The 14,994-nt window shown below is 68.4% G+C and carries 15 protein-coding genes and 2 pseudogenes; 12 read left to right on the forward strand and 5 right to left on the reverse strand.

Features of this window, described 5'->3' with window-relative positions:
• Positions 1-368: 368 nt before the first annotated feature.
• The 10 genes from ACFU5F_RS30895 to ACFU5F_RS30940 all read left to right on the forward strand — a co-directional run bounded on the left by ACFU5F_RS30895 (position 369) and on the right by ACFU5F_RS30940 (position 8,773).
• A complete protein-coding gene (locus tag ACFU5F_RS30895) occupies positions 369-806 on the forward strand; it encodes a hypothetical protein (protein WP_383894289.1) in 438 nt (145 codons plus the stop codon).
• Positions 807-1,079: 273 nt separating this feature from the next.
• Positions 1,080-1,850: a F0F1 ATP synthase subunit A gene (atpB, locus tag ACFU5F_RS30900; RefSeq protein ID WP_319235925.1), complete on the forward strand. Its 771-nt coding sequence runs from the start codon at positions 1,080-1,082 to the stop codon at positions 1,848-1,850.
• A 77-nt stretch (positions 1,851-1,927) separates the two neighbouring features.
• Complete coding sequence (atpE, locus tag ACFU5F_RS30905) at positions 1,928-2,161, forward strand: ATP synthase F0 subunit C (protein ID WP_037695385.1); 234 nt, start codon at positions 1,928-1,930, stop codon at positions 2,159-2,161.
• Positions 2,162-2,202: 41 nt separating this feature from the next.
• Positions 2,203-2,751 (forward strand): F0F1 ATP synthase subunit B, encoded by a 549-nt coding sequence (locus tag ACFU5F_RS30910; RefSeq protein ID WP_383894293.1) that lies wholly within the window; start codon positions 2,203-2,205, stop codon positions 2,749-2,751.
• A complete protein-coding gene (locus ACFU5F_RS30915; protein ID WP_383894296.1) occupies positions 2,748-3,563 on the forward strand; it encodes a F0F1 ATP synthase subunit delta in 816 nt (271 codons plus the stop codon). Before ACFU5F_RS30910 ends, ACFU5F_RS30915 begins: the two co-directional genes overlap by 4 nt.
• 135 nt (positions 3,564-3,698) lie before the next feature.
• Positions 3,699-5,294 carry a F0F1 ATP synthase subunit alpha gene (atpA, locus tag ACFU5F_RS30920; protein ID WP_383894299.1) on the forward strand — a complete coding sequence of 532 codons (1,596 nt, stop codon included), beginning with the start codon at positions 3,699-3,701 and terminating at the stop codon, positions 5,292-5,294.
• A 21-nt stretch (positions 5,295-5,315) separates the two neighbouring features.
• Complete coding sequence (locus ACFU5F_RS30925) at positions 5,316-6,233, forward strand: F0F1 ATP synthase subunit gamma (protein WP_383894302.1); 918 nt, start codon at positions 5,316-5,318, stop codon at positions 6,231-6,233.
• Positions 6,233-7,669: a F0F1 ATP synthase subunit beta gene (atpD, locus tag ACFU5F_RS30930; protein WP_383894305.1), complete on the forward strand. Its 1,437-nt coding sequence runs from the start codon at positions 6,233-6,235 to the stop codon at positions 7,667-7,669. The genes ACFU5F_RS30925 and atpD overlap by 1 nt, the downstream gene beginning before the upstream one ends.
• 128 nt (positions 7,670-7,797) lie before the next feature.
• Positions 7,798-8,172, forward strand: coding sequence for a F0F1 ATP synthase subunit epsilon (locus ACFU5F_RS30935; protein WP_383894307.1), 375 nt, complete (start codon positions 7,798-7,800; stop codon positions 8,170-8,172).
• 148 nt (positions 8,173-8,320) lie between these two features.
• Positions 8,321-8,773 (forward strand): DUF2550 domain-containing protein, encoded by a 453-nt coding sequence (locus ACFU5F_RS30940; RefSeq protein ID WP_383894310.1) that lies wholly within the window; start codon positions 8,321-8,323, stop codon positions 8,771-8,773.
• Positions 8,774-8,786: 13 nt separating this feature from the next.
• Here ACFU5F_RS30940 and ACFU5F_RS30945 read toward each other — a convergent pair whose 3' ends face one another.
• The 3 genes from ACFU5F_RS30945 to ACFU5F_RS30955 form a co-directional block, all read right to left on the reverse strand.
• On the reverse strand, positions 8,787-10,607 hold the full coding sequence (locus tag ACFU5F_RS30945) for a glycosyl hydrolase family 18 protein (protein ID WP_383894312.1): 1,821 nt from the start codon (positions 10,605-10,607) through the stop codon (positions 8,787-8,789).
• 139 nt (positions 10,608-10,746) lie between these two features.
• A complete protein-coding gene (locus ACFU5F_RS30950; RefSeq protein ID WP_383894315.1) occupies positions 10,747-11,388 on the reverse strand; it encodes a response regulator in 642 nt (213 codons plus the stop codon).
• A complete protein-coding gene (locus ACFU5F_RS30955) occupies positions 11,385-12,572 on the reverse strand; it encodes a sensor histidine kinase (RefSeq protein WP_383894318.1) in 1,188 nt (395 codons plus the stop codon). The genes ACFU5F_RS30950 and ACFU5F_RS30955 overlap by 4 nt, the downstream gene beginning before the upstream one ends.
• Before the next feature lie 152 nt (positions 12,573-12,724).
• On the opposite strand from ACFU5F_RS30955, the gene ACFU5F_RS30960 reads away from it, so the two are divergent.
• Positions 12,725-13,309 carry a hypothetical protein gene (locus ACFU5F_RS30960; protein ID WP_383894320.1) on the forward strand — a complete coding sequence of 195 codons (585 nt, stop codon included), beginning with the start codon at positions 12,725-12,727 and terminating at the stop codon, positions 13,307-13,309.
• A 120-nt stretch (positions 13,310-13,429) separates the two neighbouring features.
• Here the strand turns inward: ACFU5F_RS30960 and ACFU5F_RS30965 are convergent, their stop codons facing one another.
• Both ACFU5F_RS30965 and ACFU5F_RS30970 read right to left on the reverse strand, forming a co-directional pair.
• Positions 13,430-14,002: a cob(I)yrinic acid a,c-diamide adenosyltransferase gene (locus ACFU5F_RS30965; RefSeq protein ID WP_383894323.1), complete on the reverse strand. Its 573-nt coding sequence runs from the start codon at positions 14,000-14,002 to the stop codon at positions 13,430-13,432.
• 13 nt (positions 14,003-14,015) lie between these two features.
• A pseudogene (locus ACFU5F_RS30970) lies at positions 14,016-14,363 on the reverse strand (ABC transporter permease); the annotation flags it as partial.
• Here ACFU5F_RS30970 and ACFU5F_RS30975 point away from each other — a divergent pair.
• Positions 14,352-14,876: pseudogene (locus ACFU5F_RS30975) on the forward strand (TetR/AcrR family transcriptional regulator); the annotation flags it as partial. The pseudogenes ACFU5F_RS30970 and ACFU5F_RS30975 sit on opposite strands and share 12 nt — an antisense overlap.
• Positions 14,877-14,994: the final 118 nt, after the last annotated feature.

Here is a 14,994-nt window from a genome sequence, read left to right on the forward strand (position 1 = left end):
CCCCGCACACGGCCTCCGGCCGTCCGTCGTGCGGGCGCAGGGGCGGGGCATGGCGCTGACGGCAAGGTAAGAATCTGACTAACGCTTTGCCGACGCCATGCAAGAGCCTGAAGGTGCAAACTGGTCTTATACCAGACAAGTCGGCCGGGTTTTTGCACAGAAGGGCAGGTTCACTCTCATGTGTGACACCTGGCACAGCATTCAGGTAAAGACCTCATCAAATAGTTTGTGATACGGTTCACGAGAACCCGGGACAGAGTCGAAGGACCGCAATGCGACGGTCCATTGGCGTGAGATGTCCGCTCGCCCCCGGGGTCTACGCTCGTCCATGACGACACCCTGCCCCCTTAGCAAGCGGAGTTGCCGCCATGCCCTCCAATGACGTCCGGACCCTCCTTCAGGCCGCCGTACCCACGGCAGCCGCCGGCGCGATCGCCGCTGTCATCAGCGGAGTGGTCGTCGGAGGTGAGGGGGCTCTCGGTGCCGTCGTGGCGGCGGTGATCACGATCCTCTTCATGGGAATCGGGCTCTACGTTCTGCAGCGCACCGCCAAATCGCTTCCTCATCTGTTCCAGATGATGGGCCTGATGCTCTACGCGGCACAGATTCTGCTGTTGTTCATCTTCCTGTCCGCGTTCAAGAACACCACGCTGTTCCACCCCAGGGCTTTCGCGTTCACGCTCGTCGCCACCACGCTCGTGTGGATCGCGGCACAGACGCGCGCGCATATGAAGGCCAAGATCCTCTATGTCGAACCCGATGCGTCCACGGGCAACAAGCCCGAAAAATCGGGGCACTCGTCGTGAGGAGTAGGGCCGGGATAAGGGCGTGTACGAACTCCTGCTATCGTCCGGTGCCAACTGCGGCATCGCGGGCGCGGGCATCTGAGCTGACGCCTGCTCAATCGCGAGGCTTGATGCCCCCCAGCCGCCCCCACATCCGTAACACCAGTCCAGTGCCGACCCGCGGCTGCGTGCCGCGCCGACACAACGAGGTTGCCGTACCCATGCGTCACGCCGAAGGAGCCCGTGGTGAGTGCTGACCAGACCCAGCTCGCCTTTGACTGGAGCTGTCGGATCATGTCCGACAACGGCTGTGGCTTCCCGGCTCCGGGCCTGCACTCGTTCCTCTTCAAGCCGATCGCCACGGTCGGCGGGTTCGAGTTCAACAAGGTGATGCTGCTCGCCCTCGTCACCACCCTCCTGGTGATCACCTTCTTCACCCTCGCCTTCGGCAAGGCGAAGGTGGTGCCGGGCAAGCTGCAGATGATCGGTGAGGCGGGCTACGACTTCGTACGCCGCGGCATCGTCTACGAGACGCTGGGCCGGAAGGAGGGCGAGAAGTACGTCCCGCTGATGGTCTCGCTGTTCTTCTTCATCTGGCTCATGAACATCTGGTCCGTGATTCCGCTGGCCCAGTTCCCGGTGTCGTCGATCATCGCCTACCCGATGGTCCTCGCCCTGATCGTCTACGTGGTCTGGGTCTCGCTGACCTTCAAGAAGCACGGCTTCGTCGGCTTCTTCAAGAACGTCACCGGCTACGACAAGTCGCTCGGCCCGGTCCTGCCCCTCGTGGTGGTCATCGAGTTCTTCTCGAACCTGCTGGTCCGACCGTTCACGCACGCGGTGCGACTGTTCGCCAACATGTTCGCCGGCCACCTGATGCTGGTCATGTTCACCGTCGCCTCCTGGTACCTGCTGAACAGCTGGATGATCCCGGCGGCCGGTGTCTCCTTCATCATGACCATCGTCATGATCCTCTTCGAACTCTTCGTGCAGGCAGTCCAGGCGTACGTCTTCGTGCTCCTCGCCTGCTCGTACATCCAGGGCGCGCTCGCCGAGCACCACTGAGCACCGCCGCCTTACAAGCCCCCAGAACGTCCGGTGGCCAACCCCCGCCGGTCCATGAAAGAGAAGGAAGAATCAGCATGGCTGCCATGGAGACCCTTGCCGCCCTCGAAGGCAACATCGGTGCTGTCGGCTACGGCCTCGCCGCCATCGGCCCCGGCGTCGGCGTCGGCATCATCTTCGGCAACGGCACCCAGGCCCTGGCCCGTCAGCCCGAGGCCGCCGGCCTGATCCGTGCCAACCAGATCCTCGGCTTCGCCTTCTGTGAGGCGCTCGCCCTCATCGGCATCGTCATGCCGTTCGTCTACGGATGATCGAGCCCTGACGAGCGAACCTTTCAACGAGAGGCACTGATGTGATCGCCAACCTGGTACAGCTGGCGGCCGGGGAAGAGCAGAACCCGCTCATCCCGCCCGGCCCCGAGCTGCTCGTGGGCGCCATCGCCTTCGCCATCGTGTTCTTCTTCTTCTGGAAGAAGGCGCTCCCGAACATCAACAAGGTTCTGGACGAGCGCCGCGACGCGATCGAGGGCGGTATCGAAGAGGCCGAGGCCATGAAGGTCGAAGCCCAGAGCGTGCTCGAGCAGTACAAGGCTCAGCTCGCCGAAGCCCGGCACGAGGCCGCGCGGCTGCGCCAGGAGGCGCAGGAGCAGGGCGCCACGCTCATCGCCGAGATGCGGGCCGAGGGCCAGCGTCAGCGCGAGGAGATCATCGCCGCCGGTCACTCGCAGCTGGAGGCCGACCGCAAGGCCGCCTCTTCGGCGCTGCGTCAGGACGTGGGCAAGCTCGCCACCGACCTGGCCGGCAAGCTCGTCGGCGAGTCCCTGGAGGACCACGCCCGGCAGAGCCGCGTCATCGACCGTTTCCTCGATGATCTCGAGGAGAAGGCCGAGGCCGCGCGATGAACGGAGCGAGCCGCGAGGCCCTGGCCGCCGCACGGACGCGTCTCGACGCGCTGACGGACTCCACGTCCGTCGACGCGGCGCGGCTCGCCGACGAGCTGGCCGCCGTCACCGCGCTGCTCGACCGTGAGGTCTCGCTGCGCCGGGTCCTCACCGACCCGGCGCAGGCGGGCGAGGCCAAGGCCGAGCTGGCCGGCCGCATCCTCGGCGGCCAGGTCGGCACGACCACGGCCGACCTGGTGTCCGGTCTGGTGCGTTCCCGCTGGTCGCAGCCCCGCGACCTGGTGGACGCGCTGGAGCAGCTGGCCTCCGTCGCCGACCTCACCGCCGCGCAGCAGTCCGGCTCGCTCGACGACGTCGAGGACGAGCTGTTCCGCTTCGGCCGGATCGTCGCCTCGAACACCGAGCTGCGGGCCGCGCTGACCGACCGGGCCGCCGGTGCCTCCGCCAAGGGCGAGCTGCTGCGCAGCCTGCTCGGCGGCCGCGCCAAGGCCACCACCGAGCGTCTGGTGACGCGACTCGTGGCAGCGCCGCGTGGACGTAGCCTGGAAGCGGGACTCGACTCCCTGTCCAAGCTCGCCGCCGGGCGCCGTGACCGCGTGGTCGCCGTCGTCACCTCGGCGGTCCCGCTGAGCGACACGCAGAAGCGACGCCTCGGCGCCGCCCTGGCGAAGCTCTACGGCCGTGCCATGCACCTCAACCTGGACGTGGACCCCGAGGTCCTCGGCGGGATCAGGGTCCTGGTCGGCGACGAGCTGATCAACGGCTCGATCGCGGACCGACTCGAGGACGCCGGCCGCCGCCTGGCGAGCTAGCACCAAACTTCATAGCAGTACGTACGTATGTCTGCGGCCCGGTTGGGCCGTGCAGAGGATTCACCTCTTTCAGGGGGGAGTCCCCATCCCCCCAAAGTGAAACTTCGGGCCCAACAAGGAGAGCAGGGAACCCAGATGGCGGAGCTCACGATCCGGCCGGAGGAGATCCGGGACGCGCTGGAGAACTTCGTCCAGTCGTACCAGCCGGACGCGGCCTCGCGCGAAGAGGTCGGTACGGTCACGCTTGCCGGCGACGGCATCGCGAAGGTCGAGGGTCTTCCCTCGGCCATGGCCAACGAACTGCTGAAGTTCGAGGACGGCACCCTCGGCCTCGCGCTCAACCTGGAAGAGCGCGAGATCGGCGCCATCGTCCTCGGTGAGTTCAGCGGCATCGAGGAGGGCCAGCCGGTCAGCCGTACCGGTGAGGTCCTGTCGGTCGCCGTGGGCGAGGGCTACCTCGGCCGCGTCGTCGACCCGCTCGGCAACCCGATCGACGGCCTCGGCGAGATCGAGACGTCCGGTCGCCGTGCCCTGGAGCTGCAGGCTCCCGGCGTCATGGCCCGTAAGTCGGTGCACGAGCCGATGGAGACCGGCTACAAGGCCGTCGACGCCATGACCCCGGTCGGCCGCGGCCAGCGTCAGCTGATCATCGGCGACCGCCAGACGGGCAAGACCGCCCTGGCCGTCGACACGATCATCAACCAGCGCGACAACTGGCGCTCCGGTGACGTGAACAAGCAGGTCCGCTGCGTCTACGTCGCCATCGGCCAGAAGGGCTCGACCATCGCCTCCGTGCGTGGCGCCCTGGAAGAGGCCGGCGCACTGGAGTACACGACCATCGTCGCCGCCCCGGCGTCCGACCCGGCCGGCTTCAAGTACCTGGCGCCGTACACCGGTTCGGCCATCGGTCAGCAGTGGATGTACGAGGGCAAGCACGTCCTCATCATCTTCGACGACCTCTCGAAGCAGGCCGACGCCTACCGCGCCGTGTCGCTGCTGCTGCGCCGCCCGCCGGGCCGCGAGGCCTACCCGGGTGACGTCTTCTACCTGCACTCCCGTCTGCTGGAGCGCTGCGCGAAGCTCTCCGACGACCTGGGCGCCGGCTCGATGACCGGTCTGCCGATCGTCGAGACGAAGGCCAACGACGTCTCGGCGTTCATCCCGACCAACGTCATCTCCATCACCGACGGCCAGTGCTTCCTGGAGTCGGACCTCTTCAACGCCGGTCAGCGCCCCGCGCTGAACGTCGGTATCTCCGTCTCCCGAGTCGGTGGTTCCGCGCAGCACAAGGCGATGAAGCAGGTCTCCGGCCGTCTGCGCCTCGACCTCGCCCAGTACCGCGAGCTGGAGGCGTTCGCCGCCTTCGGTTCCGACCTGGACGCCGCGTCGAAGTCGCAGCTGGAGCGCGGTCAGCGTCTGGTCGAGCTGCTGAAGCAGCCGCAGTACCAGCCGATGCCGACCGAGGACCAGGTCGTCTCCGTCTGGGCCGGTACCACCGGCAAGATGGACGACGTCCCCGTCTCCGACGTCCGCCGCTTCGAGAAGGAGCTGCTGGAGTACCTGCACCGCAAGGAGCAGGGCCTCATGACCTCCATCAAGGAGGGCGGCAAGATGTCGGACGACACCCTCACCGCTGTCGCCGACGCGATCGCCGAGTTCAAGAAGCAGTTCGAGACCTCGGACGGCAAGCTGCTCGGCGAGGACGCCCCGGCCGTCAACGTCTCCAAGTGACGTAAGGAAGGGACCTGACTCATGGGAGCCCAGCTCCGGGTCTACAAGCGTCGCATCCGATCCGTCACCGCGACCAAGAAGATCACCAAGGCGATGGAGATGATCGCCGCCTCGCGTGTCGTCAAGGCGCAGCGCAAGGTGGCGGCCTCCGCGCCGTACGCGGCCGAGCTCACCCGCGCGGTCACGGCGGTCGGTACCGGTTCGAACACCAAGCACCCGCTGACCACGGAGGCGGAGACGGCGACCCGTTCCGCGGTGCTGCTCCTCACGAGCGACCGCGGACTGGCCGGCGCCTTCAACTCCAACGCCATCAAGGTCGCCGAGCAGCTGACGGCGCGCCTCCAGGCGGAGGGCAAGGAGGTCGACACGTACATCGTCGGCCGCCGCGGTCTGGCCCACTACAACTTCCGCGAGCGCAAGGTCGTGGAGTCGTGGTCGGGCTTCACCGACGAGCCCACCTACGCGGACGCGAAGAAGGTCGCGGGTCCGCTCATCGAGGCCATCGAGAAGGACACGGCCGACGGCGGCGTGGACGAGCTCCACATCGTCTTCACCGAGTTCGTCTCGATGATGACGCAGTCGGCGCTCGACGCCCGGCTGCTGCCGCTCAGCCTCGACGAGGTGGCCGAGGAGTCGACGACGAAGGGCGAGATCCTTCCGCTGTACGACTTCGAGCCGTCGGCGGAGGACGTCCTCGACGCCCTGCTGCCGCGCTACGTCGAGAGCCGTATCTACAACGCGATGCTCCAGTCGGCCGCTTCCAAGCACGCCGCCACCCGCCGCGCGATGAAGTCGGCCACCGACAACGCGGGCGAGCTGATCAACACGCTCTCCCGCCTTGCCAACGCGGCCCGCCAGGCCGAAATCACCCAGGAAATCAGCGAGATCGTCGGTGGCTCCGCAGCCCTCGCCGACGCGAACGCGGGGAGTGACAGGTAATGACGACGACAGTTGAGACGGCCGCTGCCACGGGCCGCGTCGCCCGGGTCATCGGCCCGGTCGTCGACGTGGAATTCCCCGTCGACGCCATGCCGGAGATCTACAACGCCCTTCACGTCGAGGTGGCCGACCCGGCCCAGGACGGCGCGAAGAAGACGCTGACCCTGGAGGTCGCCCAGCACCTGGGTGACGGCCTGGTCCGCACCATCTCCATGCAGCCCACCGACGGTCTGGTCCGCCAGGCCCCGGTCACCGACACCGGCGCCTCCATCACGGTGCCGGTCGGCGACTTCACCAAGGGCAAGGTGTTCAACACCCTCGGTGAGGTGCTGAACGTCGACGAGCAGTACACGGGCGAGCGCTGGGGCATCCACCGCAAGGCCCCGAACTTCGACGAGCTCGAGTCGAAGACCGAGATGTTCGAGACCGGCGTCAAGGTCATCGACCTCCTCACCCCGTACGTCAAGGGTGGAAAGATCGGCCTGTTCGGCGGTGCCGGCGTCGGCAAGACGGTGCTCATCCAGGAGATGATCTACCGCGTCGCCAACAACCACGACGGTGTCTCCGTGTTCGCCGGTGTCGGTGAGCGCACCCGTGAGGGCAACGACCTCATCGAGGAGATGGCGGAGTCGGGCGTCATCGACAAGACCGCCCTGGTCTTCGGTCAGATGGACGAGCCCCCGGGCACCCGTCTGCGCGTGGCGCTGGCCGGTCTGACCATGGCGGAGTACTTCCGCGATGTGCAGAAGCAGGACGTGCTGTTCTTCATCGACAACATCTTCCGCTTCACCCAGGCCGGTTCCGAGGTGTCGACCCTGCTCGGCCGTATGCCCTCCGCGGTGGGCTACCAGCCGAACCTGGCCGACGAGATGGGCCTCCTCCAGGAGCGCATCACCTCGACCCGTGGTCACTCGATCACCTCGATGCAGGCGATCTACGTCCCCGCGGACGACCTGACCGACCCGGCCCCGGCCACCACCTTCGCCCACCTCGACGCGACGACGGTTCTCTCCCGTCCGATCTCCGAGAAGGGCATCTACCCGGCCGTGGACCCGCTGGACTCCACGTCCCGCATCCTGGACCCCCGCTACATCGCGGCGGACCACTACAACACCGCGATGCGCGTCAAGACGGTCCTGCAGAAGTACAAGGACCTCCAGGACATCATCGCGATCCTCGGTATCGACGAGCTCGGCGAGGAGGACAAGCTCACCGTCCACCGTGCCCGTCGTGTGGAGCGCTTCCTCTCCCAGAACACCCACGTCGCCAAGCAGTTCACCGGCGTCGACGGGTCGGACGTGCCGCTGGACGAGTCGATCACCGCGTTCAACGCGATCATCGACGGTGAGTACGACCACTTCCCGGAGCAGGCGTTCTTCCTCTGCGGTGGTATCGAGGACCTCAAGAAGAACGCGAAGGAGCTCGGCGTCAGCTGACGTCAGGCACTCGTGGCAGAGGGGGCGAGACCGTACCTCTTGGGGTGCTGTCCCGCCCTTCTCTGTACTCCCACTAGAATCGACCCAACACCCGGCGGAACTGCCGGGTGGTGACCCGAGGAGCCATCTTGGCTGCTGAGCTGCACGTCGCGCTGGTCGCGGCCGACCGAGAGGTCTGGTCGGGCCAGGCCACCCTGGTCGTCGCCCGTACCACGTCCGGCGACATCGGCGTCATGCCCGGTCACCAGCCGCTGCTCGGTGTGCTGGAATCGGGCCCGGTGACCATCCGTACGAGTGAGGGCGGCACCGTCGTCGCCGCCGTGCACGGCGGTTTCATCTCGTTCGCGGACAACAAGCTGTCCCTGCTGGCCGAGGTCGCCGAGCTGGCCGACGAGATCGACGTCCAGGGCGCGGAGCGGGAGCTGGAGCGGGCGAAGGCGGCCGGCGACGCCGCCGCCGAGCGCCGCGCGGATGTACGACTGCGCACGGCGGCGGCGCACTGAGCCCGCACGTCGTGTGATGCTGTACCTCAGCCGCGGCTGGGTCTGGATGACTTCATCCTGATCCGGCCGCGGCTGAGGCGAATGTGGGTGTTTTTTACGTTCCATTACCTAGCAGTGGCATTACCTAGAGACGAGGAGGTCGGTGTCGATGGTCCTCGCTCTGGCTGTGTGCGGGTCGGTGATCGCTCTCGTGGTGGTGGGGCTGTTCGTCTTCGGACTGCGCCGGCGCCTCATCCAGCGCTCCGGCGGCACCTTCGACTGCAGCCTGCGCTGGAACGCGCCCGAGAAACCCGGGGAAGGCGAGAACGGCAAGGGCTGGGGCTACGGGGTCGCCCGCTACAACGGCGACCGTATCGAGTGGTACCGCGTCTTCTCGTACTCCATCCGCCCCCGCCGCGTCCTGGAGCGTGCCGCGATCGAGGTGGCCGGGCGCCGCACCCCCGAGGGCGAGGAGGAGATGGCGCTCCTCTCCGACGCCGTGATCCTCGCGTGTCTGCACCGCGGGGCCCGGCTCGAACTGGCGATGAGCGAGGACGCGCTGACCGGGTTCCTCGCGTGGCTGGAGGCAGCTCCGCCCGGTCAGCGCGTCAATGTGGCCTAGCCGTTCCTAGTGGCTACTTGAGCCCGTTGCTGATCGCGCTCACCAGCTCTCCGTTGCCCGTGTCGCCGCTGAACTCCCAGAAGAACGCGCCGCCCAGGCCCTGGTTCTTGGCCCAGGTCATCTTGGATCCGATCGTGGCCGGGGTGTCGTAGGACCACCACTGGTTGCCGCAGTGCGCGTACGCCGTGCCGGCGATCGTCCCGTTGGCGGGGCAGGAGTTCTTCAGGACCTTGTAGTCCTCGATGCCGGCCTCGTACGTGCCGGGTGCCGCGCCGGTCGCCGTACCGCCGGGGGCGGACTGGGTGACACCGGTCCAGCCGCGTCCGTAGAAGCCGATGCCGAGCAGCAGCTTCGAGCCGGGGACGCCCTTCGACTTCAGCTTGGCGATCGCGTCGGCGGAGTTGAAGCCCGCCGCCGGGATGCCGGCGTAGGAGGTCAGCGGCGAGTGCGGGGCGGTCGGGCCGTCCGCGTCGAAGGCGCCGAAGTAGTCGTACGTCATCACGTTGTACCAGTTCAGATGGGTCGCGGCGCCGCCGTAGTCGGCCGCGTCGATCTTGCCGCCGGAGGAGCCGTCGGCGGTGATCGCGGCGGTGACCAGGTAGTTCGAGCCGAACTCGGTGCGCAGGGCCGACATCAGGTTCTTGAAGGCCGCCGGTCCGCTGGTGTCACACGTCAGACCGCAGGCGTTCGGGTACTCCCAGTCGATGTCGATGCCGTCGAAGACGTCGGCCCACCGCGGGTCCTCCACGACGGCCTTGCAGGACTTGGCGAAGGCGGCCGCATTCTGCGCGGCCTGGCCGAAGCCGCCGGAGTAGGTCCAGCCGCCGAAGGAGTACAGCACCTTGATGTGCGGGTACTTCGCCTTCAGCTGGCGGAGCTGGTTGAAGTTGCCGCGCAGCGGCTGGTCCCAGGTGTCGGCCGTGCCGCTGACGGACTGGTCGGCGGTGTAGGCCTTGTCGTAGGCGGCGTAGGTGTCGTCGACCGTGCACTGGCCGTTCTTGACGTTGCCGAAGGCGTAGTTGATGTGGGTGATCTTGGAGGCCGAGCCCGAGGTCACCAGGTTCTTCACGTGGTAGTTGCGGCCGTAGACGCCCCACTCGGTGAAGTAGCCGAGGTTGATCTTCGCGCCGGGGTTCGGGTTCGTGCCGCCCGTGGTCCGTACGGCCGCCGCGCCGCTGAGGGGACCGGTCTGGTCGGCGGTGTCGCGGGCCTGGACGGTGTAGGAGTAGTCGGTGCCCGCGGTCAGGCCGGTGTCGGTGTAGGTGGTGCCGGTGACGGTGGCGACCTTGGTGCCGCCCCGCAGGACGTCGTAGTTCTTGACGCCCTTGTCGTCGGTGGCTGCGCGCCAGCTGAGCTTCACCGAGGTGTTGGTGACGTCCGAGGCGGTCGGGGTGCCGGGGGCGGAGGGGGCCGCGTCACCGGGAATGGACGGGCCGCCGTCACAACTTCCGCCGTTCAGCTTGCAGTTCGAAGGGGAGCCTGAGCCGCTCCCGTTGAAACCGAAGGAGACGGAGGCGCCCGGGGCGAGGCTGCCGTTCCAGGACTTGTTCTTGGCGGTCCAGTGGGTGCCGGAGGAGGTGACGTCCGCGTCCCAGGCGGAGGTCACGGACGTACCGGAGGGGAAGTCCCACTCGACGGTCCAGGAACTGATCGTGGTCGTCCCGGTGTTCTTGACGGTCCACTTGCCTTCGAAGCCGGAGCCCCAGTCCTGGGGCTTGGCGTAGGTGGCGGTCGCTTCCGTGGCCGCCTGCGCGGGGGTGGCGAGGCCGACCAGTCCGGCGAGGGGGAGGAGAAGGGTGGCGAGACCCGCTATGGCTCGCTGCCTGAAGCGCATGTGCGCCTCCTTGTGGGGTGTCTTGAGCATGAGCTCATGAGCATGAGCATGACGTGGCGCAGTGGGGCGAGAATAGAAAGGTCTGGACCATAGGTCAATGGGTCTGGACCAGTGCCCTCCTGCGCGACACCCGGTGAGGTCAGATCCCCAACTCCTGCGCCAGCACCGCGGCCTGCACCCGGCTGCGCAGATCGAGTTTCCCCAGCAGACGGCTGACGTGCGTCTTCACCGTCGCCTCGGCCATGTCCAGCCGCCCGGCGATCTCCGCGTTCGACAGCCCCCCGCCCAGACAGGCCAGCACCTCCCGCTCGCGCCGGGTCAGCGCGTCCAGGACGGCCGGATCGACCGTGGGCTCCCGTACGGGCCTGGCGGCGAACTCGGCGATCAGCCGCCGGGTGACGGCCGGGGCGATCAGACCCTCGCCGCGCCCCACCGCGCGCACCGCCTCGATGAGGTCCCTCGCCTCGGTGTTCTTCAGCAGGAACCCGGCGGCACCGGCGCGCAGCGCCCCGAAGACGTACTCGTCGAGGTCGAACGTGGTGAGCACCAGCACGTCGGCCAGGCCCTCGGCGACGACCTGGCGGGTCGCCGACACCCCGTCCAGGCGGGGCATCTGCACGTCCATCAGCACCAGGTCCGGCCGCAGTTCCCGCGCGAGCGCCACCGCCCGCTCACCGTCCGCCGCCTCACCGACCACCTCGATGTCCGGGGCGCTGCGCAGGATGAGGACCAGCCCGGCCCGTACGGCGGACTGGTCCTCGGCAACGAGCACGCGGATCATGCGGGTTCTCCTTCGGTGACGGGGAGGGTGGCGCGGACGCTCCAGATCTTGCCGTGCGCCGCACTCTCGGGGCCCGCGTCGAACGTGCCGCCGAGCAGGGCGACCCGCTCCCGCATCCCCACCAGACCGGCGCCGGAGCCGGGGGCGCTCGGATGGACACGTGCGCCGTACGGGCTGGTCACGGCGATGCCGAGGGAGCCGTCCGCCCGGCGCAGCGCGACGGTGACCCGGCCGGGCGAGGCGTGCTTGAGGGCGTTGGTCAGCGCTTCCTGGACGATGCGGTACGCGGCCAGTTCGACGGGGGCGGGGAGGGTGCCGCCGTGGTCGGCGTCGAGGGTGACGTCGAGTCCGTTGGTGCGGGCGCCGTCGACGAGGGAGCCGAGCCCGTCGAGCGTGGGCGCGGCGGACGGCTCGGTGTCGCCACCCGCGTCCCGCAGGATGCCGATCAGCCTGCGCATCTCGGCCAGGCCCTCGACGCTGTTCTCGCGGATGACCCCGAGGGCCTGCTTGGAGGTGTCCGGGTCGTCGAGGGAGAGCGCGGCGGTGGAGTGGATGGCGATCGCCGAGAGATGGTTGGCGACCATGTCGTGCAACTCCCGTGCCATGCGCGCCCGTTCGGACACGATGGCCTGGGTGCGGTCCATCTCCGCCAGCAGGGCGGTCTGTTCGGCGCGGAGCCCGGCGGCCTCGGCGGCGTCGCGGTGGTTGCGGACGATCCAGCCGGTGGCGGCGGGCATGAGGGAGACCAGGCCGACCACCACCCCGATGAGCAGCGCGTCCGGCTTCCGGAAGACCGTGAGCGGGACCACGGTGAAGGCGACGGTCACCAGTCCGCAGATCGGGGGCACCCGGCGGGCCGTGGAGGCCGGGCCGTACAGCACGGCGGCGTACACCAGGTCGGTGAACATCAGCACCGTGATCAGGTTGCCCTGGGTGATGGTGTCCAGCGTCAGCGCGGCCCAGCCGACCAGCAGGGCCGTGCGCGGCAGGGTCCGGCGCAGCGCCTCGCAGCCGGCCATCACGGCGAGGGGTGGCAGGACCCACCCGTGGGCCTCCAGGATCACGATCCCGTCGTGCGGGGTGCGCACGTCGAGGCCCAGCCCCCACAGCAGCAGACCGCCGAGGAGTCCGCCGGTGGCGATGTACACGTCCGTGGGGTGCGGGCGGTGCGGTCGAACGGCCATGCCCCCATCCAACACGCGACGAGCCCCCGGCGCCTGATCCCCGCGAACGGTTCCGGACTGCATCTTTCGATGTACGGCGACTTCGTCACCGCAGACGACGCACGGAGGGCCGGCGGCCGGGAGCCTGGAAGGGTGACCGAGAGGAGCGAGTCGTGATCGTCGCGTTGATCATCGCCTGTGAGGTCGGCTTCTGGGTGCTGCTGGCGCTGGCCCTGGCCGTCCGCTACCTGCTGAAGAAGCGCAGGGCCAGCACCGTGCTGCTGCTCTGCGAGCCCGTGCTGGAACTGGTGCTGTTCGTCGTGACGGCGATCGACCTGAAGAACGGCGCCGAGCCCAGCTGGGAACACGGGGTCGCGGCCCTCTACATCGGCTTCACCGTGGGCTACGGCCACTACATGATCAGCCGACTGGACGCCTGGGCGGCGCACCGCCTGGGCGGCGGCCCCAAGCCGGTGGGACCCCCGAAGTACGGCCTGGCCCGTGCCCGGTACGAGGGGAAGCTGTGGGCGCGGACGGTGGTGGCGGCCGGGGTGGCGCTGGCACTGCTCCAGCTGGCCGTCTGGTACGTGGGCGACGACGGGAACGTCGATTCGCTGAGGTCGTTCCAGTGGATCGCGCTCCGGGTCGCGGGCATCCACGGTCTGATCGCCCTCACGTACACGATCTGGCCGAAGAAGGAGCCGAAGCCGAAGGGCGAGGACCGGGGCACCGTCGTGAAGGAGCGGGCCGGGCGATGAGGGGGACGGCGGGCGGGGCGAGGCGGAACCTGGGGCAGGCCGGCACCGTCGTGATCGGCCTGGTGCAGTGACCCGGGCCCATCCGTCCTGTGTACCCGCTGATGGACGCCCGGCGTCCCCTCACCGCTCCCCACCCGGCACCCACAGCACGTCCCCGGTCGCCTTGTTCGCCGTCCTCGCCAGGATGAACAGGAGGTCGGAGAGGCGGTTGAGGTAGGTCGCGGTGAGGGGGTTCATGTCCTCGCCGTGGGCCTCCAGCGCCGCCCACGTCGAGCGCTCGGCCCGCCGGACCACCGTGCACGCCTGGTGCAGCAGGGCCGCGCCGGGGGTGCCGCCGGGCAGGATGAAGGAGCGGAGCTTCTCCAGCCGTTCGTTGAACCGGTCGCAGTCCGCCTCCAGCCGGTCGACGTAGAACTGCTCGACGCGCAGCGGCGGGAACTCGGGGTTCTCGACGACGGGCGTGGAGAGGTCCGCGCCCACGTCGAAGAGGTCGTTCTGGACGCGGGTGAGGACCTTGACGATCTCCTCCTCCAGCCCGCCCAGCGCGATCGCCGTCCCGATCACCGCGTTGGCCTCGTTGGCGTCGGCGTACGCCGAGATCCGCGGATCGGTCTTGGGCACCCGGCTCATGTCGCCGAGGTGGGTGGTGCCCTTGTCGCCGGTCCTGGTGTAGATGCGCGTCAGATTGACCATGTGACCAGCGTAGTTAGGCACCGGCCGTCCGGAAGACCTGTGTGCCCACCGTCACGGCGAGCCCCGCGAGACCGACCGCGACCAGGACGCCGTGGAACATGGCCGGGGTGGCGTACGCCCCGACGTACGCGTCACGCATCGCGTCCACGAGATAGCGGAACGGCACGAAGTGGGACAGGGCGTCCAGCCAGCCCGGGGCCAGGGACATCGGCAGCATCAGGCCCGACAGGAGCATCGACGGCATGGTCAGCGCGTTGACCGCCGGGCCGAACTCGTGCTGGGAGCGGGCCTTCATGGCGAGCGCGTACGACAGCGAGGCGAGAGAGACCGTCAGCAGGGCCACGAAGACGAAGCCGCCGACGTCTCCGTGAACACGGTCTACAACTACTTCCCGGCCAAGGAGGACCTCTTCTTCGACCGCAGCGCGGGCATCGTCGAACGCCTCGCCCGCTGGGTGCGTGCCCGCGACCGGGGCGAGTCGGCCGTCGCCGCCGTCCTGCGCGAACTGCGCGCCGAGGTCGAGGCCGTCTCACCGCGCGTGGGCCTGATGGAGGGCTACGACGGCTTCATGCGGACCATCAACGAGGCACCCGCCCTGCGGTCCCGGCTGTGGAGCATCCAGCAGGAGGTCCAGGACAACCTCGAGGCGGCCCTGCGGGAGGAGACCGGCGCGGCCCCCGACGACTCGCTGCCCACCCTGATCGCGGGTCAGATCAACTGGGTCCACCAGACGGTGATGGCCGTCATCGGACGTGAGATGCTCGCCGGGCGCAATCCGGACGAAGTGTCCCGAGAGGTACTTCTTCTCCTGGACGGGATGGAGGGCCTGTTGAGCGAGAAGGTGCTCAACTACGCCGTACGACCCTCTCAGTGAGCGCTGCCGGTGTGATGTCCGCCCCTTGAGACGTGACTCGCGTTACTAAGCGGTCACACGGCCCCTCACGAGCGCTAGTGTCCGCCGGAGAGGTAACCCATCGACAGCGCGTACCAGG

The organism is Streptomyces sp. NPDC057438 (assembly GCF_042802995.1).
Classification (GTDB): Bacteria; Actinomycetota; Actinomycetes; order Streptomycetales; family Streptomycetaceae; genus Streptomyces.